Genomic DNA, 20,587 nt, shown 5'->3' with positions numbered 1-20,587 from the left:
AAGCCATAAACAAATGGTTAATAAAATGCTCAAGAACTCGGCAGTTAAAGCTGAGGTGGATAAACTCAATCGTGAAGAGTTCGCCATTCTTGATGAAATTCTTGCCGCAAGAAAAGAGTCTGGATTAACCCAGGCTCAAATTGCTAAGCTTATGGGAACGCAAGCACCTGCAGTTGCTAGATTAGAAAGCTCTTTGGCAACGGGTAAGCATTCTCCAAGTCTAAGCACTCTTAGAAAATATGCTGCCGCAGTTGGTAAGAAGATCGAGCTTCACTTAGTCTAAACACTCATCCGCCAGACCAAATGAAAAAACCACCCGAAGGTGGTTTTGGTGTTTCTTGGTGGCTCGGGGCGGAATCGAACTAGGGTGAAGGATGCCTGATCCTATTTCACTTGTTTTGGATTGAAGTTAGGGTTTTGAATAAGTCCAAATCGATTTCCAAACGGGTCTTTAACAGAGGCAACCCTAATTCCCTCACCAACATCAGAAACTGGCTCAAGTGATTGAGCACCAAGATCTAATAATCTTTGAAAGGCGTTTTCTATATCTACCACACCCCAAAGAAGTTGTGAACCATCAGTAGATGATTCACCTTGTGGCAAGAGTCCAAGCTCAAAACCACCCACCCGAAAGCCAACATAAAAAGGTTGATCAAAGTAGGGCTTCATTTCTAATACTTGTGAATACCAGTCTTTGGCTTTGTTTAAATCATTTACTGGGTAGATTACTGTTCTGAGTCCGAGGATCATTTGCGTCTGTTTTAAATTGATTTATTAAATCATAGCAAATTCAAAAGAAAATACCTCAACAAAGCAGGGTACTATTGGCACTACCTGGTTAGAATGGAGTTATTAATCGTTTTGATAAATGCTCATCCCTCAATTATGGTGAAGAGCCAGAAGATCGAGCTTCATTTGGTGTAGAAGCCTCATCTTCCGCCAATCCAAATAAAAAACCACCCGAAGGTGGTTTTGGTGTTTCTTGGTGGCCCGGGGCGGATTCGACCAGGGCTAAGATAAGTAACTCTGTCGCAAGAATCACCTCTTTACTTTAATTAAACCAAATGGTGTGATTGAAATTACAATAAACCAAAGGACTGGTCCGCCAATTGTCCCGATATTCAATTCAATTATTCCTGATAACAACATATTGAACAGGAATGCTAAATCACCAATCCCAATAACTAATACAGCTATCCAATAAGCCAACCAAGATCCTTGTTTCCAAAGCATCCAAGATAAAAAGATTGCTAATACGCCATAACCACCAACATCTAAACAAAAGTTGATGAGCAATCTTGAATGGATAGTTGAAGTCATCTGATCGACAGCAAATTGAAAAGTCTCTTTTGAGCCATTAACTCCACCCAATAGCATGTTCCATTGAGACTGAATATCTCCACCAAGATACTGATGAATACCTTCAGCACCAACCCAAATGTGAAGAACTCCCCAAAGTAATAGAAGCATCGCACCAATCTTGGCACTCATTCTTATGTCAGTTGATTTCATCATTTTTCCTCTTCTATTTTTTAAAATAGCTTTTAATTAGCTTTTGGTATATTTTAGATATCTATAAAAAATATATAAGTAGGCACCAAATGGTAACCAATGAAAAAACATTAAAAATTTCCGTTGATAGCCCCTGTACTGCGAATAGTTGTGAAATTAGGGATGCTTTTATAATGATTGGAGGTAAGTGGAAGAGCATGATCTTGTATGTTCTTTCATCACAAGGCGTTGTTCGCTTTAATCAACTTAAGAAGACAGTTGCTGGAATTTCTCAAAAAATGTTGACACAACAACTGCGAGAACTAGAACGAGACGGACTTATCAAGAGACAGGTATTTCCTGAAGTACCGCCACATGTTGAATATTCCATGACTGAGCTTGGATTAAGTTTGGGTCCAATCTACCAAGCGGTTCATAACTGGGAACAAGAAAATCTGACGGAAATTTATAAATGCCGTCGTCAGTATGACGCCGCCTTAACTTAATTAATCAAAATGAAAAAACCACCCGAAGGTGGTTTTGGTATTACTTGGTGGCCCGGGGCGGAATCGAACCACCGACACAAGGATTTTCAATCCTCTGCTCTACCGACTGAGCTACCAGGCCATAATCGAATATTATAACTTAAGTTCAATTAGAGATAAAGAACTTAGAGCCCCCATAGTATATTTACCTTGTAATTTAGTATCCGACCGAATAAATTTTTTGAATATTGTGCCTTTAACTTTGGCTAGTTAATTATTTTAAAATTAACTTCCATTGTTACCAGCTTTGCGAACATCGATCCCTAACGCCTTTAACTTTCGATACAAGTGAGTGCGCTCAAGACCTGTATATTCTGAAACTTTGGTCATACTTCCGCCAGTTTTCTTAAGATGGTACTCGAAATATGCCTTCTCAAAAATATCTCTGGCTTCTCTAAGCGGTAAATCAAAATGACCGGGACTTAATTCGGCATCAGCGCCACTTGGAGATACAAACTCACCATCAATTGATTGTCTTGATGAATCCAATGCGCTAGATTTATCACTAGTACTAACAAGCATCGTCGTTGAATATTCTTTAATGACGTTTGAATTACCCTTAAATACATCATCTTTCGGTAAAACTCGTTCTAAAGCTTGATTCACTGTTTTAAGAAGCTTTTGTAAAGCAATCGGCTTTTCCAAGAAATTACAGGCTCCGATTCGAGTAGCCTCTACGGCGGTATCTATAGTGGCATGACCGGACATCATTACTACTGGCATTGTCAACTTATTATCTTTTGACCATTCTTTTAACAGTGTTACTCCATCTGTATCTGGCATCCAAATATCTAGCAACACAAGATCAGGTTGAAGTTGGTCTCGAACTGTCCTCGCTTGTTGGGCATTCTCTGCAGAATAAACTACATGACCTTCATCGCTTAATATCTCATTAAGCAACTCTCTAATTCCCATTTCATCGTCAACAACTAATATATTTGCCATTCTTTTTCTTCCTGTAAAACAATTTTAGTACGTCATAAATACAAATAATTCATTTCTCAAGTTATGCCAATTTCTGAAACAGTATTGAAATCCTTGCCCCACGAATCACTTCTTTCCTCATTCTATTTTTTAACTCTATTCTTGCTCCATGCTCATCAACAATTTTCTTTACAACAGCAAGCCCCAAACCAGTTCCTTTTGATTTCGAAGTAATGTACGGCTCAAAAGCTCTGCTAAGGATTCGGGGTGAGAATCCTGGACCATTATCAGCGACCGATAACCTTACTAATTTTTCAATATTCCCTAAATGGTCTGCGTGATTTACTGTTTCTGTTTTTATTTCAATTTCTGGTTCAGAGTGTATTTCTGTTGCAGCATCCAAGGCGTTTTGAAGGATGTTATGAACTACTTGTCTGAGCTGGGTAGAATCACCCACAATATGAGGACAATCTAAATCTAACTTTAATTCAATATGATTATTTTCATAAAGTCCCATAATTTGATTGATCAATTGATTCAAGTCAATTTCTTGCATATTTGGAGTTTGTTTTTTCCCAAAGTCTCTAAAATTATTTACCATTGTCTTCATGGCTTGAACTTGATGAATAATTGTATTCGTTAACTTTGCAACAATATCCTCTTGCTCAGTTGGAATTGTTCCAGCTAGTTTTTGGTAAATTCTTTCAGCCGATAACTGAATGGGGGTTAATGGATTTTTTATTTCGTGCGCTAAGCGCTGTGCAACCTCACCCCAGGCTAGCGCTCGTTGAGCAGTGATGACTTCGGTAATATCATCAAAGACAATAATATATTGTTTACCAATCAACTCTGTTCCTCTAGTCAGTAGCGTAGGGGTCGTTTTATCCCCATCAAGAGTATTGTCGTATAAAGAAAGCTGCCTTTGCCAAGAGGGTTGAGTGCCTGTGCTTGAATTGAGACCATCTTCACCGCCAATAGAAATTAAATTTGCTTTAAAAGCTTCTTTAATATTTGTCTCAAAAAACAATAATTCCGGAATCGAGCTCATTGTCTTACCTATTACATGGTTTAAGTCACGCTCTAAAATTCTTTTGGCACCCTCATTGGCTACAAGTAAATGGAAATCTTGATCAAAAACACAAACACCTGCTGTCAAATTAGTGAGAACTGATTCAGAAAAATCCTTTGACTCTTGAAGTGATTGGCGAGTTTCTCTTAGCTGTCTCGTCATATTGTTAAATTGACGAGTTAACATGCCCAATTCATCATTCGAATTAATTTCAGGTTTGGGTGATAAATCACCTTGTGCTACAGCTTGAGTTCCTCTTAACAACAATAACAAGGGTTGTGCCAATTGACGACCTAAAATTAGCGCTAAGGTTATAGCTAAAAAAAGTGCAATAAACATTGTTAAGGTTAATGAACCGATATACATTTTGCGCAAACCAACGCGACTTAATGACTTTTCTTGATACTCACTATAAGCATTTTGAATAATTTTTGCATTTTCAGCCAATTCAATTGGTATTTTTTTGGTTAATTTAATTATTTTTTTATTTTGTAGTTGATATAGAGCAATATAGCGATAATTATCTACTCCTTTTCCACCTCCAAAGTCATCAACCAACGCAACCTTGCCGTCTCTTTTTAAGAAAGGTAACGCATCAACATACGCGTAATTTTCAATTAAAGCCTCTGAAGTACATGGTTTAGTTAATAGTTGAGAACCTTGTTCGTTGAGTATTTCTATACCTAGTAGTTCAAACTCTTTACATAGTAAATTTTGCTGCGCTTCACTGAAATTGTCGGTTGATAATCTCGGAATAATTGTGAGGCCGGTATTCAAAAAATCCCTTTGGCCCATCTCAAAAGAATTTCTTCCCAAACTCAAGCCGGCATCAAGGGCTGATTCCACATTCAGATCAAACCAAGATTCAATACTTCTACCGACAAATTGAAGTGATACAGAATATAAAATTGCCCCTGGTAACACGCCAACTAATCCAAAAATCATAGCCAACTTAGCAATTAATCTAGTACCAAAATAGCGTTGTCGCCACCGGATAGTTAAAGTTACGACTAAGCCAATAATTAACAATAAAAGTGCTACCCCAATAATGATATTGGCTGTATATAACCAAACAAAATATTGACCTAAAATTTGTGCGTCTGCGCTAATTCCCGTTAGCAGACCAATCAAAAGAATGGCTAGTATCACAACAACAACAATAAAAGCTATTAAATCCCGCTTTATTCGGTATTGACCATTAAATGACTGGTTGGTAATGGGGGTTTTTAGTCTCTTCATTTACTATTTGGTATTCGATAGTGCGGCGTAAATGAGAACGCATGTTTTTCACTGGAAAGATTCCATTCTCTAGCGTTTAAGGCATTTATTTGGAATGGTTTTGGTAATTGGCTTAAGTCTAGGCGCATCCGAATAATCCCTTGGTAGGTTTTATTATTATCTAGTGCCACAAGGTCCGCTACCTGCCATCCACCAATGGATCCCAATTGTAAGAGGGCTTCCTCCAAAGTACTAGTTGAAATGGTTAAGCCACCGCCATTGATTCGATATTGTTGAGTTAGTGGTTGATAAGACAGTCGAATGTTTTTCATTACTTGAATGGGTCGCTCTTCAAACCAATACCAACGACCTCTTGTAACCTCGAATTCGACTAAAAAATGAAAAGTAACGCCTTTTCTTACCGCATCACCCAGTTCCGACGGTAAGTCTATCTGGTAAGAAGCATTTAATACCCAATTAGATTCTGCAGGATCAAATTGTATTTGTCTTAGCTTAATCCCTTCAGCAAATACTTGTACGCTGATTAATCCTAAAATCAGAGCTAGTATTATTAAAAGTTGTTTTCGCCAAAAATTCATTATTTTTTTTGTAGTAACCCGTAGAAGAAGCCGTCATGCCATTCATTAGGCAAGAGTTGCCCTAAACAATCTAATCTTATTGCGTCATCAAATTTTTTCATTAACCATTGCAACTGATTCTCACCTTCATCAGGAAAGATAGAGCACGTCACATACAGGAGGACACCTCCTGGTTTTAGAACCGTCCACAAATTTCCTAAGATTTTCTTTTGGGTAATCGACAGTTGTTGAAAATCTTCGTCCCTTCTCAATTCTAAAATATCTGGATGCCTTCTCACAATCCCACTTGCGGAACAGGGGACATCGGCTAAGACCGCATCAAAACTCTCCCCATTCCACCAAGTTGATAAATCACAAGCATCTCCTTGAACTAAGTTAGATGAAAGCCCAAGTCGACTTAAGTTTTCCTGGACTCTGGTTAATCTAGACGCATCTAATTCAAGGCTATTTAAATGAATTGTATTTAATTCTAATAAATGGGTAGTTTTACCACCTGGCGCACAGCAAGCGTCTAAGACTATTTGATCGGGTTTTAACGGCAATAAATGGGCAGAAAATTGAGCACCCAAGTCTTGGATACTAAAGTAACCTAAATCATATCCCGGTAGTTGCTGAACGGGTGTCGAATGCGCCAATCGAATCGCTTCTGGCGCCAACTTCAAAAACTCAATGGGAATATCGACAGTCTCAATACTCTCACTTTGAAGTAAGTCTTGGTATTCTTGCTTTGTAATTTTTGAGGTATTAACACGCAAATAAAAGCCTGGTTCATGCAGATTCGTTTCCAAAATACTTCGCCAATCTTTTGGATAGGCTCTTTTCAAACGTTTAATCCACCACTGTTGATAATACGGAACATCATCATTAACTGGTCCAATAAATAATTGTGGATTTTCAACGCAACGCCTCATCACGGCATTAATCATGCCTTTGGCAAATTGTGTTTTGGTAGATAAAGTAGCAGCATTCACCGCTTCATTGACTAAGGTATGCGAGTTGTACTGATTAGGAGAGTCCGGTAGTAATACGCTTGCTGCAACTAGTAGCAGATTTTCTACTTCGATCTCAGGCTCTTTATTAATAAACTCATAAATTACATGTAGCAAGCGTGCTTTATGACGTAGGGTAGTGAAAGTGAAGCTCTGGACTGCAGAGCGTAATTCCTTTGGCAGATTAACAAAACTCTCTGTCAAGGTGGTGCCCATTTCTAAAGCATTTAATGCATCGGCGGAATATTGCAGGATTTGACTAAGGTTAGCTCCTTTTAACTCATTAGGTACCTTGCTTAACTCGGGTTGGGGTGTTATTTTTGCCTTATTCACTAATTTGGATAGATTCCTGTTTTGGACATTTGTAAAAGTTTTCTGACTCGTTCTTCCGTGTCAGGATGGGTTGAAAATAATCCACGTAAACCGCCAGCGGATAGAGGATTCATAATCATCATTTGTGCAACGGCAGGATGCTCCTCAATCGCCTGAAAAGGAATACCCTTAACATAGTTCTCAATTTTTCTTAATGCCATTGCTAAGGCTTCTGGATCACCACTTATTTCTCCACCGCCTCGGTCTGCTTCGTATTCTCTGGCTCTTGAAATAGTCATTTGTATTAGACTAGCGGCCAAAGGCGCTAAAAACATGACTAATATTCCAGCAATTGGATTCGACCTTCCTTCACTGTCTTTAGGACTAAAAAACATTGCAAAGTTTGCCAAGCTTGAAATGGCTCCCGCCATCGTTGCAGCAATCGTTGAAATGAGAATATCGCGATGTTTAACATGGGAGAGTTCATGTGCCATGACACCGCGAAGCTCCCGTTCTGTCAAAATACTTAAAATCCCCGTAGTTGCCGCTACTGCAGCATTTTCTGGGTTTCTACCAGTGGCAAAAGCATTCGGTGCATCCTCTTCGATAATATACACCTTCGGCATTGGTAAACCAGCCTTTTGTGATAACTCTCTGACCATTTGATAATATTTTGGATAATTTGATTCATCAACTGGGTTCGCTCCCACCATTCGGAGAACCATTTTGTCTGAATTCCAATAACTAAAGAAATTCATGCCAACAGCTAATAGAAAAGCGATGATCAGCCCTTGACCACCTCCTAATACACCCCCAACAAAGATAAACAATGCAGTAATAACTGCCATTAATATCGCCGTTTTAGCTAAATTAAACATTGCCTCTCCTCTCGTTTTTGTAGATCAATATTTAACAATATAACAAATTTTTTTAATTGAATATCTCGCCAATCTGAATTGTATTAGTTAAGATAAATTGCTTTGCGCTCATTCTTTTTGACCCTGCTTTTTGGAGTTCTATTATTCTCAACACACCCGTACCACATGCAATTTCAATTCCGTAATCATTGATTTCTAGAACCTCTCCCGGTTTGCCTGTTTGCCGCTGCGCCCAAGTTTGAGAAACGTCTTCGCACAACCATAGCTTATAAAGCGTCGCCATCAAATGAGTAAATGCTACTGGGCTTGGATTTAAAGCACGAACTTTACGATCGATAATTTGTGCATCCAGATTCCAATCAATTAACGCTTCCTCTTTGAGTATTTTTTGAGCGTAAGTAACGCCTATTTCTGATTGATTCTGTAAAAATAAATCTTGTCCGCTTGCAATGAGGTCCAAAGTTTCATTCAATAACCTTGCTCCCTGCAATGCCAAGCGATCATGCAATGTTTGGGTTGTTTCGAAGTTTTGTATTGCTAAACTTTCTTGTGCAATGATAGGACCAGTATCTAAACCCTCTTCCATTTTCATGATGCATGTACCTGTTTGCTTATCGCCACTCCAAATTGCACGGTGGATCGGTGCTGCACCGCGCCAACGTGGCAATAAAGATGCATGGACATTAATACAACCTAACGTTGATTTTGACTCTACTAAATCTAGTAACCATTTCGGCAAAATCAGACCATAGGCAGCCACAACCATTACATCAAAGTCTAAAGCTTCTAAAACCGTCTTTGCTTGCTCTGCTTCCTCTGGATATTTACCGTCGAGTTTTAAAGAAGTGGGTTGTAATAATGAAATATTCTTATCAAGGGCGACTTCTTTTACTGGACTTGGATGAATCTTTAGGCCTCTACCAGAGGGTCTATCTGGTTGGGTCATAACAAGAACCACTTGGTGCGGCGTATTTAAGATTCTGCTGAGAATGATTTTTGCAAACTCTGGCGTCCCCGCATACACTATTTTTAAAGGCCTCAAGGCTCCTCCGCACTCGGCAAAATTGCCCATTGTACTTTGAGTGGAAGGGCATTGTTATTACTTGTCCAAGGAATAGAAACAACACCCTTAACGGGGGCTTTTGCAAATAGCTCTTTCACCTTAGCGGAGGGGGGGTGTCCACCGCGCCACCACTTACCAGAATGAGTTGGAGCAGAGTCCATCAGGATCAACAATGGGGCGTTTTTATCGGCTTTAGTTAACCATGGTGACTCTAAATCATTGGCATCAATCCAAGCTTTAATATTTCTACCACGAGAAACAGTATCATTAATAATCACATTGCCAATAATCCAAGTATCGCCAGCAATTAGTGTGATTGGTTTGCCTTGGGTAATGGCACTATTTTCTTGCCAACGCAAATGAATTTCTTCGCCAAGTTTTTTACTAGGAAAATTTCCTCGACCTTGTTTTCCTAAATAATCAGCTCCTGGTCCAACGATGAGGCCGTAGCCCATTGCAAATATCAAGTGTAACCATAGTACTTTTTTAATAAACGACTTTAAATCAATCTCTCTCGCAACCAAAGCTCCAATAATACCAAACCCTAAATAAAAAGTGACCGCCCACTTTGCCTCAATTTTCTGCCCAAATAAAATTCCTATTAAAAGGGCTACGACGGTTGGTCCTATCGCAAAAAAAACTAAAAATATTCGATCCTTTTGTGAGAATAATTCCCACCAGGTTGGTTTTAAAACCCGTTCTAGCTGAAGTGTTTGTTGCGTTTTATCCTGATTGTTACTTAATCTAAACAACAGGTAAATGGCTAAGATGACTGGGGCGACTCTTAAAGCCTGCGTCAATAAAAAGCCGTTAAATAGTTCAAAGAGCTTGGCGGCATAAGTTGAGGAGTCGGCCAATGACTCTCTAGCGTAAAATAGAGGTCCCTGATTGAGAGATGTCTGCTCGTAAAGCCAATACAAATGTGGGCACATGATCAATAGGCAAGATGCAATCGCCATCAAAATGCCTATTAGTGCATTCTTTTTTAGAAATCTTTTTTCAAACAAAAAATGTACGAATAAAACAGTAATTTGCACGATGGCACTGTACTTACTTAAAAGTGCAAGACCTGTAAAAAGTCCTAACAATATCCAATAAAAGTAATACGTTTTCTCATGGTGGGTTTCGAATTCAGTCTTGCGATCAATAACCCAGCTTGAATAATAAAAATAAAACATGGCAGCAATTGACCAAAGCTGCATACTATTATGGTTGTAATCTCCACCTCTGACTGTGTAATAGAGAATAAATGATCCAGTTAAAACAAACACAAGAGGTGCCCAAGGTGGTACTAATTCTTTCGTTTGCTTGCAAATTTTTATGAATAAGTTATACACAATCCATTGAGATAAAACGACGCTAGTAAAACCTAAAACAAACGGAAGCCAAATTACCTTCCCAAAAAGCATCGTTAAAGGGTAAATGAGCCAAGAGGGTAATGGGGGATGTTTTTGATACCCCCACTCGTATGAACTTGCCCAAACCAACTCTTCCATATTGTCCCATTCGGGGGCTTTACGGATTAATAGGGTGGTGAAAAACCAAATACAAGAAATTAGCAAAAAAATTTGCCAGGCTTGCATCGTGACTTTTTGATTTTTTACCTTTTCCAACATTAGGAAGGGGGGCTTTCTGTTAATAATGATTTATAGTCTGTAATTATAGGTTTAACTGTAAAATTTGAATATGACTAATAATTCTTCTCGCCTAAAAAACTTTTCTTTAAGCGTTGTTGTTCCTGCTTACAATGAGTCGACGAATTTAATCAAGTTTGTAGAAGCTTTAAGGTCAACGATTACCGCCATTACCTCACGTTATGAGATTATCATTATTAATGACGGGAGTCGGGACAATACTGATGAAGTGGGGATGGAATTAGCCAAAGAATCGGGCATTCGTTATCTCGCTTTTTCAAGAAACTTTGGTAAAGAAGCCGCGTTATCTGCTGGGATTGATTATTCTCGTGGTGATGCGGTTTTATTGATTGACGCAGATTTCCAACATCCAATGGATAAATTATCTGAGATGTGTGCACTTTGGCAAAGTGGTTATGACATGGTTTATGGTGTCATTGTTGACCGCGGTAATGAGTCTTTCTTAAAACGCTTTGGTACCCGTTTCTTCTATTCCTTGATGAGTGCTGGTACAGATGTCGCTATTCCCCAAAATGCTGGAGATTTTCGTTGGCTAGACCGTAAGGTAGTCGAGGCTCTTAAAACCTTGCCCGAACGCAATCGTTTTATGAAGGGTTTGTATGCTTGGGTTGGTTTCAAGTCTGTTGGATTGCCTTTTGTTCCTGCCGATCGCTTTTCCGGAGTTTCTAGTTTTAAAATTACCAGCCTTATTAAACTAGCCCTGTCCGGTATTACAGCATTTAGCACTTTACCTTTAAGACTATGGACTTTTATTGGAAGCTTTATTTCCTTAGTTGCCATTTCTTATGGCATTTTCGTGGCTTTTGACACACTGATTAATGGTAACCCCGTCGGTGGCTGGCCAACCATTACGGTAGCTTTAATGCTGTTTTCTGGTGTGCAACTATTATCAATTGGTATTCTCGGAGAATACATTGGACGTATTTTTGATGAAGTAAAACAAAGGCCTCTTTATTTGGTCGCTAAAGATAATGACAATAGTTCCTTGGATTCGTAGACTCCCTCAAGTAAGTCTTTTTGTTTTAGTCGGAGGGGGGGCTGCAGCAATTCATTTTATGAGCGTCATTTTATTTGTTGAACTGTTTGCAACGCCTGCATTAATTGCCAATATTTTTGCTTTTCTTATTGCCTTTTGCTTTAGTTTTTCAGGGCAACGTTATTTAACTTTTTCTGACTCAAATCAAACTTTTTTTTATTCCCTTAAAAGATATTTTTTAGTTTCTGTATGTTCTTTTCTATTTAATGAGTTTTTTTTCTACATTGCTATTTATCTCTTCCATATTCCGTATTACGTTGCCTTGCCAATTATTGTTTTATTAGTTGCGATTGGAACTTTTGTTGTTTCAAAACGTTGGGCTTTTAAATTAACTTAATGAATACGATTCAACTCTGCGCAGATGATTTTGGCCAGGATCCTTTAATTAATGAAGCGGTCTTTAGTCTGTTCTATCAACAACGCTTATCTGCCACGAGTGTTTTAATTGATGGTCCTCATGTTGCTTCCTCAGTTTTGACTTTACAAAATGCCCATAAGGAAGGTCTTGAAGTCGGTTTACACTTTAATTTAACCCTCGCCTTTCCAAAGGCCACTCAACAAAATATCAAGCCTCTTTATCATTGGATTGTTTTAAGTCAACTTGGTTTATTAAATCCTATTGAAATTAAGCAAGCTTTTCAATTACAACTCACAAGATTTGAAGATACTTACGGTTTTATGCCAGACTATATTGATGGACATCAACATGTTCACCAATTTCCTAAGATTGGGAAAATCGTCCTAGATGAAGTATTAAAACGTTATTCAAGTCGTTCCTTACCTTGGATTCGTAATACATTACGTCCAGATAATAGCAGCAACATACCTCAAGTCTCTAAGGCTTTTGTTCTAGAAGTGCTGGGTGGAAGGAGTTTTTACTCTTTACTTAAAACCTATAAATTGCTTTCAAACTTTGGCTTTTTAGGTGTTTATGGTTTTAATGCAGTGAATGAGGCAGCCTACCGAGAATTAATGCGAGCCTGGCTCATGAATGCTAAAAGTAACACTCTAATTATGTGTCATCCAGCAATAGAAGTAGTCAATAATGATCCGATTGGTAGTCAGAGACCAATTGAGTTTAGCTATTTTTCCTCAGATGCTTTTCAAGAAGATTTAAATCTGCATCATCTGACTATTGCCAAAATGAAGACTTCCGTTGAACAATAGTTTTGTATTGTCTAAAAAAGAATTACTTACCGGAAATCTTCTCTCTTTTTTTCATTTTCCCTTTGATTCGCATCCTCTTTAAAGGGGAAAGATAGTCAACAAATACTTTGCCAACCAAGTGGTCCATTTCATGAAGAATACAAACGGATAAAAGCCCCTCTGCTTCTAATTCGAAATCATCACCATTTTCATCATAGGCTTTGATACGGACTTTATCCGGCCTCTCCACTTCATCAAAATAGTCTGGCACGGACAGACAACCTTCACGCCAAGATTTGACTTCTTCACTTTGCCAAATGACCTCAGGATTAATCAATACTTTTAATTCCGCTCGGCTATCCGATACATCAATTACGATGATTCGTTCGTGGATATCTACTTGTGTTGCTGCAAGTCCAACGCCTGGAGCTTCATACATAGTGTGGGCCATATCCGCCACAATTTTCTTAAGACGATCATCAAACTCTTTCACCGGCTTTGCAATTTTATGGAGCCGTGGGTCTGGATAACAGATGATTGGGAGTAAGGCCATATAAAGAACTTAAGTTAGAATTTCTCATTTTACCTAATTGAATTTAGTATAGTGTAGAAAATTTGATTTTAAAACCTTGTTTTTGATCAAAATAACTCCAAAACTCATCAAATTAAAGTTGTTTAACATCAACAACTTATAATTTTATTTACAAATTTTTAAGGTTGTTAGTGGAAATTTTTACATATTTTTATCATCTTCGGGTAATAATAAAAAAAGAGAAATTAAATTCTAAGGTATGAAATTGGCCAAAAAACCGAGTAGTTCCCCTGTCGATTCTGAGCAGTTAAAAACATTAATCATTGCTGAAAAGCCTTCGGTTGCGGCTGATATCGCCCGTGCTTTAGGTGGTTTTACAAAACATGAAGATTATTTTGAAAGCAAGGACTTTCTTATTTCTTCTGCAGTTGGTCATCTCTTAGAAATTACTGCCCCTGAAGAATTTGAAGTGAAGCGTGGCAAATGGTCTTTTAATAATTTACCCGTCATTCCGCCTAGATTTGAATTAAGGCCCATTGTTAAAACGGAGTCTCGCTTAAAAGCTTTGCAAAAATTAATTAAGCGTAAAGACGTATCAGCACTTATTAACGCCTGTGATGCGGGACGAGAGGGTGAGTTAATATTTCGACTAATTGCGCAACAAACGAAGGCTTCACAACCAATTAAACGTCTGTGGTTGCAATCGATGACACCAAACGCCATTCGCGAGGGGTTTGCTAATTTACGTTCTGATGAAGAAATGTTACCTCTTTCAGATGCGGCAAGATGTCGTTCAGAAGCGGATTGGCTAGTAGGTATTAATGGCACTAGAGCCATGACTGCCTTTAACAGTAAAAGTGGCGGTTTTTTTCTAACGACAGTAGGTCGTGTACAAACTCCTACTCTGTCTATCATGGTCATGCGTGAAGAGAGTATTCGGAAATTTATATCCCGCGACTACTGGGAAGTTAAAGCTCAATTTATTGCTGCTGCTGGAATTTATGAAGGTCGTTGGTTTAATCCCGAATTCAAGAAACAAAGTAAAAATGATATCGTCGACCCTGAATTACGGGACAGTAGATTATGGTCTGAATCCGAAGCTAAAAGTATTGTTGTAGCCTGTAAAAACAAACAGGCTTCGGTTACTGAAGAGTCTAAACCCTCCACTCAACAAGCTCCACAATTATTCGATTTAACGAGTTTACAAAGAGAAGCCAATGCTAGATTTGGGTTTTCAGCTAAAAACACCTTAGGACTTGCACAGGCATTGTATGAGCGCCACAAAGTATTGACTTATCCAAGAACGGACTCACGTGCGCTGCCTGAAGACTATATTCAAACCGTAAAAGATACGATTGAGTCTCTTGGACAGGTCTCTGATAATTATGTTTCGTTCGCCTCGGAAATTCATAAAAATAATTGGGTAAAGCCGAATAAAAAGATTTTTGATAATTCTAAAATATCAGATCACTTTGCTATTATTCCGACCTTGCAAGAAGCTCCAAAAAACCTTTCAGAGCCTGAACAAAAACTTTTCGATTTAGTGGTTCGCAGGTTTCTATCTGTCTTTTATCCTGCTGCTGAATTCCTGATTACAACCCGTATTACAAGTGTAAGTGGTCACTCTTTCAAGACTGAAGGTAAGGTTTTAGTCAACCCTGGTTGGTTGAAAGTCTATGGACGTAGTAGTCAAGATGATAAAGAGTTGGTAATGGTTGAACCCGGTGAAAAAGTCCAAACTGAATCGATTGATCTAGTTGCTTTAAAAACAAAACCTCCCGCGAGGTTTTCAGAAGCAACCTTATTATCAGCAATGGAAGGTGCCGGAAAGCTAGTAGAAGAAGATGAGTTCCGAGAAGCGATGGCTGAAAAAGGCTTAGGCACCCCAGCAACTAGAGCCTCCATTATTGAAGGCTTACTTGCTGAACGTTATATATTTCGTGAGGGCCGAGAGCTCATACCAACTGCGAAGGCTTTCCAGTTGATGACTCTATTAAGAGGTTTAGGCATTGAAGAACTTACCCAACCTGCCTTAACTGGAGGCTGGGAATTTCAATTGTCACAAATGGAAAAAGGTCTGATTCCTAGATCTAGCTTTATGCAAGAGATTTCTCAAATGACTCAACGGATTGTGAAACGCGCAAAAGAGTTTGATAGCGACACAATCCCTGGTGATTACATCACTTTAGAAACTCCATGCCCTAATTGTGGTGGCCCTGTAAAAGAAAATTATCGTCGCTTTTCTTGTGAAAAATGTGGCTTTTCTATCAGTAAAATTCCAGGTGGTAAAGCTTTAGAGTATGTTGAAGCTGAAGAACTGATACGTGAGAAAAAGGTGGGGCCTCTGCAAGGATTTAGAAGCAAAATGGGTAGACCATTTGCTGCAATTATTAAATTATCTGAAATTCCGATGGATGATAAAGATTATCCTAATGCAGGCTATAAGCTAGAGTTTGATTTTGGTCAAAATAGCGCTGACAACGATGAACCCGTCGACTTTACTGGACTTCAAGCCTTAGGGGCTTGTCCAAAATGTTCTGGGGCTATTTACGAACACGGTATGAGTTATATTTGCGAACGCTCTGTCGGTCCTGACCGCACTTGTGATTTTTCTACAGGGAAAGTTATTTTGCAACAGGAGATTTCTCCAGAGCAAATTCAGAAACTTTTAGGTTCTGGAAAAACTGATTTATTAACTAATTTTAAGTCCCAAAGGAATGGTCGAATTTTTAAAGCTTATCTTTCTTTGAATCCTGAAGGGAAAGTTGGTTTTGAATTTGAAGTTCGAGCACCTAAGGCTCCTGCAAAAAAACGTGATGGTGAAACGGCAGATGATAGTTCTACTTCTAAAGTTGTTAAATCTTCACCAGCAAAACCTGCTGTTAAGAAACCAGCCGCTAAGAAATCAGTTCCAGCAAAGAAAGTTGCTAAATAAGCGTTTATTAATTCAGCTCCAAGCGTTGCCCAAATTAATCCTCGGGAGCCATAAGCGGTAGCTAAAAATAGTCCGCTTTGCCCGTTAACTGGCCCAATGAGAGGTAGTCGATCTTTGGAGGCACTGCGTATGCCAACGAAATTCGATTGTTCTAGGAAGTTGTATTCTGGTCTTTCTGCTATGCCTAATAATGCAAAGCCCTTCTTTTGATTTGCGCTTGCACTTTCTTTGGATGGCATTAGGACATCAATGTCTTCATCATAACTTGATCCGACTTCCCAAAGCCAGTTTTCAGGGTCCCATTCCTTAGCAGGAGAACAATAACCGTCGCCTCTTGTTGCGGACCAAGGTAAGTGCTTACCAACATAACTTTCTTTCGGAATAATAAATCTACTTAACTGTCCTCTTACTGGTCGTAATGGAAGTTCAACCTCAATTGAAGCTAGTAATTCTTTAGTCTGATAATTACTCGCTAAAACTAAAGCGTCGCCTTCACAAATTTTTTCATTCTTGTTGTTATAAAGCTGCCATAAGTCATTGTTTTTTTGAATTCGGATTACTTTTTCACCCCAAATGATTTCATGATGCGTTAATGTCTCAATTGCTTGGGTAGATAATTTTTTCAAGTCATAGATACCTGAAGTGTTAAACCAGAGACCGGGGCGATTAATATTTAATTTTTCTAAAGCGGCTTTTGATTCCAATGGCTCAATTTCAGAAAGATTAAATCCAAGTGTGAGTATTAACTCACTTAATGTTTCGCAATTGACCCAATCTTCTTTTAGTATTGGTTGATAAACACCTGCGTATCGAATACTTGGTTGAAAATTTTGCCAAACTATTCGATTTGCAATTTGAGTGAACCTTTGAAGTTTTGTACTTTTTTTACTTACCTGTGGGTGTACTAAAGCGAGTTGATGGTCAGAAGTTTGAGTAGCTGGACCGTCAGCTTGATCAACTACAGTAATTTGATAAGAAGTTGCTCTTGCTAGTTTTTGAGCAATGAGTGATCCTGCAATTCCTGCTCCCAACACGATTACATGCATTTTTAGATTTTTCTAATAACTTTGTGATTAACGATTTATAATTTTAGTTTAGTACATAAAGACTGAGCCATGCTTGATCCAATTAACGATGAGCAATCCAAGCTATTCCTTCATATAAGAAAAAAAAACCTTCTAATAGGTCTTTTATCTGTCATAGGATTCATTGCATGTGCTTTTTTTTATTTGTCTCATATTGGCCTTTACATTGGATTTACACCTCCGGTAAATCAAGCTGAACCCTTAAGCCCAGAGTTAATTGCAAGATTTGAACAAGTCCAATCTAAAATCAATGATGCAATTTCTCAATTTAAAGATCTTTCCACTCTTCAGCAAAAGCTCGAATTACAAACACAACCCAAAATCAAACCAAGCTCAAAAGAACCTGGCAAAGGCGGTTCTTATCCAACAATACAACCTATTTATTTTAAAGATAAGGATTATGAAATTAATTCCTCTTTTGAATCTATCGATATGATTTTGGATATTTTTGAAAATACTATTCCCTCTATCAAAAGTGCAATGACTTTGGCTTTTTATAAAAATACTAATTTGCCCAGCGGCGTTCCTTTGTTGGGCGATTATATTTTTTCAAGTGGTTTTGGAATAAGGCCAGATCCTTTTACTCTTAAGGATGAGTTTCATGCCGGGCTTGATTTTGCTGCTTTAAAAGGGACTTATGTAGTTGCTTCCGACCCTGGCGTAGTGATTAACGTGGTGAATAATACCGATAAAACAGGTCTTGGAAACTATGTTGAAATTAGCCACCCCAATGGTGTAACTTCCAAATATGGTCATTTAGATCGGATTCTTGTAAGTCTTCATCAAAAACTCAACCGTGGGGAAATCTTAGGCACAGTTGGGAGCACTGGAAGGTCCACCGGCCCTCACCTCCATTTTGAAGTAAATATCGCTGGTACTGCAGTTGATCCATTAAGTGGTGTATCTGCCCTCAAAGTCAAGCCAAGTCCAATAGCAATGGCATCCGTTAATGCCGAAGCAAAATCTAGGTGTGCTGAATTATTGTTGATTGTTGTAGATGAAAACGCTGCCTTAATGAAAGAGTGTCTTCTTTCTGGTGGCAAAAAGGCAAAAGACTTATTAATCTCACGTTTTCAAGAGGGTAGAAGTCGAGCGATCAAAGATAAAAGTGTTCTTCTCGATGACTGTACCTATGTGGATCAGGATCGAAAACTACAAAGCAGCACTCGTGAAGAGTGCCGCTCTTTAAGCAACAATTAACAATTAATTTAAAGAATCTTCTAATTTTGCTTTAGTAGTTCTCAATATTTCAGGTAAGTTATAAGAGAGTTGATCGAACAACTCTTCGTGTAACTTGAGCTCCTCTTGCCAAGACCGCTTATCAACTGAAATAACTTGATTAAACTGCGCTTCAGTAAAGTCAACACCATTCCAATTAAGATCTGTAAAGCTAGGAGAGTAACCGAAAATATTCTCATTAGCTTTTGCGCTACCTTCAATGCGGCCAATAATCCAGGCCAACACACGCATATTTTCTCCATATCCAGGCCAAACAAACTTACCATCGTCACCTTTTCTGAACCAATTTACGCAGTAGAATTTCGGTAATGTTGCATTTGTAGCAGTTAAGTTATCACCAATGTTTAACCAATGTTGGAAATACTCACTCATGTTGTAACCTGCAAAAGGTAACATCGCAAACGGATCTCTTCTAACAACACCAGTTTTACCTGTTGCAGCAGCAGTTGTTTCTGAGCCCATAGTTGCGGCCATGTATACGCCTTCAACCCAATTTCTTGCTTCTGTGATCAATGGGACCGTAGTAGATCTTCTGCCACCAAAGATAAATGCATCAATTGGAACGCCTTCTGGATTGTTCCACTCATCATCACATGCTGGATTATTAATGGCAGCAACGGTAAATCGTGCATTTGGATGAGCTGCTTTTTTGCCGGCAGCACCATCAGCAGGAGTCCAATCATTACCTTGCCAGTCAATTAAATGCGCTGGGGCCTCTTTCGTCATGCCTTCCCACCACACATCGCCATCGTCCGTTAATCCGACGTTCGTGAAGATGACATCTTTATCTAGGGAAGCCATACAGTTTGGATTAGTAACAGAGTTTGTGCCTGGTGCAACCCCAAATAATCCAGCTTCTGGGTTAATTGCGTAGAGCTTTGTTTTGCCGGTTACTGGATCAATTCTTGGTTTAATCCATGCAATATCATCGCCAATAGTGGTCACTTTCCAACCATTAAAGCCTGCAGGTGGAATCAACATCGCAAAGTTTGTTTTTCCACAGGCGGATGGGAATGCTGCTGCTACGTGATGCTTCTTCCCCTCAGGGGTTGTTACACCAAGAATCAACATATGTTCAGCCTGCCAACCCTCATCGCGACCCATAATGGATGCAATACGAAGTGCAAAACATTTTTTACCTAATAATGCATTACCACCGTAGCCTGAACCAAATGACCAGATTTCTCTAGTTTCTGGATAGTGCACAATATATTTGGTTTCGTTACAAGGCCATTTAACATCTTCTTCACCAGCAGCTAAAGGCTTACCTACTGAGTGGACACAAGGTACAAACTCACCTTCATTACCCAACACATCAAAAACAGCTTTACCCATTCTTGTCATGATTCTCATGTTTACCACAACAAATGGACTATCCGTCAACTCTACGCCGATATGTGCAATTGGCGATCCGAGAGGACCCATAGAAAAAGGTACAACATACATTGTTCTACCTTTCATGGCACCCGTCATCAAACCATTCATGGTTGAACGCATTTCTACAGGATCAATCCAATTATTTGTAGGTCCTGCTTGCTCTTTCTTTTCCCAACAAATAAACGTTCTGTCTTCAACTCGTGCTACATCAGTTGGATCAGAACAAGCCCAGTAAGAGTTTTTTCTTTTTTCTGGGTTTAGTTTTTTCATTGTTCCCGCATCCACCATTTGTTGGCAAAGGCGATCGTATTCTGCTTCACTACCATCACACCAATAAATTTGATCTGGTTGTGTTATTTTGGCAATTTCATTTACCCAATTAATGAGTTTTTGATGCTGAATATAGTCAGGTACATTCAGTTGTGTTTTTTCCTGCTGGTTGATAATAGTCATAGATAGTTTCTTTGAAGTTAATTAATTTTTTAGTATTTTCT

Annotated in this window: 19 protein-coding genes, 1 tRNA gene and 1 pseudogene; 7 read left to right on the top strand and 14 right to left on the bottom strand. The window is 38.7% G+C overall.

What is annotated here, in order from left to right; translation table 11 throughout:
• Positions 1–13 precede the first annotated feature (13 nt).
• Positions 14–283 (top strand): helix-turn-helix domain-containing protein, encoded by a 270-nt coding sequence (locus tag AOC35_RS12870; protein WP_425440648.1) that lies wholly within the window; start codon positions 14–16, stop codon positions 281–283.
• Positions 284–384: 101 nt separating this feature from the next.
• Here the strand turns inward: AOC35_RS12870 and AOC35_RS12865 are convergent, their stop codons facing one another.
• The 3 genes from AOC35_RS12865 to AOC35_RS12860 all read right to left on the bottom strand — a co-directional run bounded on the left by AOC35_RS12865 (position 385) and on the right by AOC35_RS12860 (position 1,512).
• Positions 385–750, bottom strand: coding sequence for a VOC family protein (locus tag AOC35_RS12865; RefSeq protein ID WP_108647607.1), 366 nt, complete (start codon positions 748–750; stop codon positions 385–387).
• Positions 751–883: 133 nt separating this feature from the next.
• Complete coding sequence (locus AOC35_RS15555) at positions 884–1,042, bottom strand: hypothetical protein (protein ID WP_159077583.1); 159 nt, start codon at positions 1,040–1,042, stop codon at positions 884–886.
• Positions 1,039–1,512, bottom strand: a complete 474-nt coding sequence (locus tag AOC35_RS12860) for a hypothetical protein (RefSeq protein ID WP_108647605.1) — start codon at positions 1,510–1,512, stop codon at positions 1,039–1,041. Before AOC35_RS12860 ends, AOC35_RS15555 begins: the two co-directional genes overlap by 4 nt.
• Before the next feature lie 89 nt (positions 1,513–1,601).
• On the opposite strand from AOC35_RS12860, the gene AOC35_RS12855 reads away from it, so the two are divergent.
• Positions 1,602–1,997 carry a winged helix-turn-helix transcriptional regulator gene (locus AOC35_RS12855; protein ID WP_245898513.1) on the top strand — a complete coding sequence of 132 codons (396 nt, stop codon included), beginning with the start codon at positions 1,602–1,604 and terminating at the stop codon, positions 1,995–1,997.
• A gap of 45 nt (positions 1,998–2,042) precedes the next feature.
• On the opposite strand, the gene AOC35_RS12850 is transcribed toward AOC35_RS12855, so the two are convergent.
• From AOC35_RS12850 to AOC35_RS12815, 8 genes are all read right to left on the bottom strand, one after another.
• Positions 2,043–2,118 (bottom strand) — tRNA-Phe (locus AOC35_RS12850).
• 143 nt (positions 2,119–2,261) lie between these two features.
• A complete protein-coding gene (locus AOC35_RS12845; RefSeq protein WP_108647603.1) occupies positions 2,262–2,981 on the bottom strand; it encodes a response regulator in 720 nt (239 codons plus the stop codon).
• Positions 2,982–3,042: 61 nt separating this feature from the next.
• The gene (locus AOC35_RS12840; RefSeq protein WP_108647600.1) at positions 3,043–5,268 is read right to left on the bottom strand and encodes a sensor histidine kinase; all 2,226 of its coding nucleotides are present in this window, start codon (positions 5,266–5,268) and stop codon (positions 3,043–3,045) included.
• The gene (locus AOC35_RS12835) at positions 5,265–5,846 is read right to left on the bottom strand and encodes a DUF4390 domain-containing protein (RefSeq protein ID WP_108647598.1); all 582 of its coding nucleotides are present in this window, start codon (positions 5,844–5,846) and stop codon (positions 5,265–5,267) included. The genes AOC35_RS12840 and AOC35_RS12835 overlap by 4 nt, the downstream gene beginning before the upstream one ends.
• The gene (gene rsmB, locus AOC35_RS12830) at positions 5,846–7,168 is read right to left on the bottom strand and encodes a 16S rRNA (cytosine(967)-C(5))-methyltransferase RsmB (protein WP_108647596.1); all 1,323 of its coding nucleotides are present in this window, start codon (positions 7,166–7,168) and stop codon (positions 5,846–5,848) included. Before rsmB ends, AOC35_RS12835 begins: the two co-directional genes overlap by 1 nt.
• Positions 7,168–8,025, bottom strand: a complete 858-nt coding sequence (gene htpX / locus AOC35_RS12825; protein WP_108647594.1) for a zinc metalloprotease HtpX — start codon at positions 8,023–8,025, stop codon at positions 7,168–7,170. Before htpX ends, rsmB begins: the two co-directional genes overlap by 1 nt.
• Before the next feature lie 52 nt (positions 8,026–8,077).
• Positions 8,078–9,067, bottom strand: a complete 990-nt coding sequence (fmt, locus tag AOC35_RS12820; protein ID WP_245898512.1) for a methionyl-tRNA formyltransferase — start codon at positions 9,065–9,067, stop codon at positions 8,078–8,080.
• Complete coding sequence (locus AOC35_RS12815; protein ID WP_159077582.1) at positions 9,064–10,671, bottom strand: glycosyltransferase family 39 protein; 1,608 nt, start codon at positions 10,669–10,671, stop codon at positions 9,064–9,066. The genes fmt and AOC35_RS12815 overlap by 4 nt, the downstream gene beginning before the upstream one ends.
• 103 nt (positions 10,672–10,774) lie before the next feature.
• On the opposite strand from AOC35_RS12815, the gene AOC35_RS12810 reads away from it, so the two are divergent.
• Genes AOC35_RS12810 through AOC35_RS12800 form a run of 3 tightly spaced genes read left to right on the top strand, consistent with a single transcriptional unit; the run spans position 10,775 to position 12,946 of the window.
• Positions 10,775–11,740 (top strand): glycosyltransferase family 2 protein, encoded by a 966-nt coding sequence (locus tag AOC35_RS12810; protein ID WP_108647587.1) that lies wholly within the window; start codon positions 10,775–10,777, stop codon positions 11,738–11,740.
• Positions 11,715–12,116, top strand: coding sequence for a GtrA family protein (locus AOC35_RS12805; protein ID WP_108647585.1), 402 nt, complete (start codon positions 11,715–11,717; stop codon positions 12,114–12,116). Before AOC35_RS12810 ends, AOC35_RS12805 begins: the two co-directional genes overlap by 26 nt.
• On the top strand, positions 12,116–12,946 hold the full coding sequence (locus tag AOC35_RS12800; protein WP_108647583.1) for a ChbG/HpnK family deacetylase: 831 nt from the start codon (positions 12,116–12,118) through the stop codon (positions 12,944–12,946). Before AOC35_RS12805 ends, AOC35_RS12800 begins: the two co-directional genes overlap by 1 nt.
• A 22-nt stretch (positions 12,947–12,968) precedes the next feature.
• Here AOC35_RS12800 and def read toward each other — a convergent pair whose 3' ends face one another.
• Positions 12,969–13,478, bottom strand: coding sequence for a peptide deformylase (def, locus tag AOC35_RS12795; RefSeq protein WP_108647581.1), 510 nt, complete (start codon positions 13,476–13,478; stop codon positions 12,969–12,971).
• Between the two features lie 244 nt (positions 13,479–13,722).
• Between def and AOC35_RS12790 the strand changes: the two genes are divergently transcribed.
• Positions 13,723–16,392, top strand: a complete 2,670-nt coding sequence (locus tag AOC35_RS12790) for a DNA topoisomerase III (protein ID WP_245898511.1) — start codon at positions 13,723–13,725, stop codon at positions 16,390–16,392.
• 17 nt (positions 16,393–16,409) lie between these two features.
• Here the strand turns inward: AOC35_RS12790 and AOC35_RS15780 are convergent.
• Positions 16,410–17,438: pseudogene (locus AOC35_RS15780) on the bottom strand (FAD-dependent oxidoreductase); the annotation flags it as partial.
• A 69-nt stretch (positions 17,439–17,507) separates the two neighbouring features.
• Between AOC35_RS15780 and AOC35_RS12780 the strand changes: the two are divergent.
• On the top strand, positions 17,508–18,677 hold the full coding sequence (locus AOC35_RS12780; RefSeq protein WP_108647574.1) for a M23 family metallopeptidase: 1,170 nt from the start codon (positions 17,508–17,510) through the stop codon (positions 18,675–18,677).
• A 3-nt stretch (positions 18,678–18,680) separates the two neighbouring features.
• On the opposite strand, the gene AOC35_RS12775 is transcribed toward AOC35_RS12780, so the two are convergent.
• Positions 18,681–20,546 carry a phosphoenolpyruvate carboxykinase (GTP) gene (locus AOC35_RS12775; protein WP_108647572.1) on the bottom strand — a complete coding sequence of 622 codons (1,866 nt, stop codon included), beginning with the start codon at positions 20,544–20,546 and terminating at the stop codon, positions 18,681–18,683.
• Between the last annotated feature and the right edge of the window lie 41 nt (positions 20,547–20,587).

It is taken from the genome of Polynucleobacter rarus, from assembly GCF_003072505.1.
Lineage (GTDB): Bacteria > Pseudomonadota > Gammaproteobacteria > Burkholderiales > Burkholderiaceae > Polynucleobacter > Polynucleobacter rarus.
The sequence above is the reverse complement of the archived record's forward strand: the minus strand, read 5'-3'. Positions and strand labels throughout refer to the sequence as shown.

Excerpts from the sequence above, each read along its gene's own strand:
- AOC35_RS12870 (WP_425440648.1), top strand. The coding sequence starts at position 14 with ATGGTTAATAAAATGCTCAAGAACTCGGCAGTTAAAGCTGAGGTGGAT.
- AOC35_RS12815 (WP_159077582.1), bottom strand. The coding sequence starts at position 10,671 with ATGCAAGCCTGGCAAATTTTTTTGCTAATTTCTTGTATTTGGTTTTTC.
- AOC35_RS12855 (WP_245898513.1), top strand. The coding sequence starts at position 1,602 with ATGGTAACCAATGAAAAAACATTAAAAATTTCCGTTGATAGCCCCTGT.
- AOC35_RS12775 (WP_108647572.1), bottom strand. The coding sequence starts at position 20,546 with ATGACTATTATCAACCAGCAGGAAAAAACACAACTGAATGTACCTGAC.
- def (WP_108647581.1), bottom strand. The coding sequence starts at position 13,478 with ATGGCCTTACTCCCAATCATCTGTTATCCAGACCCACGGCTCCATAAA.
- AOC35_RS12780 (WP_108647574.1), top strand. The coding sequence starts at position 17,508 with ATGCTTGATCCAATTAACGATGAGCAATCCAAGCTATTCCTTCATATA.
- htpX (WP_108647594.1), bottom strand. The coding sequence starts at position 8,025 with ATGTTTAATTTAGCTAAAACGGCGATATTAATGGCAGTTATTACTGCA.
- AOC35_RS12800 (WP_108647583.1), top strand. The coding sequence starts at position 12,116 with ATGAATACGATTCAACTCTGCGCAGATGATTTTGGCCAGGATCCTTTA.
- AOC35_RS12845 (WP_108647603.1), bottom strand. The coding sequence starts at position 2,981 with ATGGCAAATATATTAGTTGTTGACGATGAAATGGGAATTAGAGAGTTG.
- AOC35_RS12805 (WP_108647585.1), top strand. The coding sequence starts at position 11,715 with ATGACAATAGTTCCTTGGATTCGTAGACTCCCTCAAGTAAGTCTTTTT.
- AOC35_RS12810 (WP_108647587.1), top strand. The coding sequence starts at position 10,775 with ATGACTAATAATTCTTCTCGCCTAAAAAACTTTTCTTTAAGCGTTGTT.
- AOC35_RS12840 (WP_108647600.1), bottom strand. The coding sequence starts at position 5,268 with ATGAAGAGACTAAAAACCCCCATTACCAACCAGTCATTTAATGGTCAA.
- AOC35_RS12835 (WP_108647598.1), bottom strand. The coding sequence starts at position 5,846 with ATGAATTTTTGGCGAAAACAACTTTTAATAATACTAGCTCTGATTTTA.
- AOC35_RS12860 (WP_108647605.1), bottom strand. The coding sequence starts at position 1,512 with ATGAAATCAACTGACATAAGAATGAGTGCCAAGATTGGTGCGATGCTT.
- AOC35_RS12865 (WP_108647607.1), bottom strand. The coding sequence starts at position 750 with ATGATCCTCGGACTCAGAACAGTAATCTACCCAGTAAATGATTTAAAC.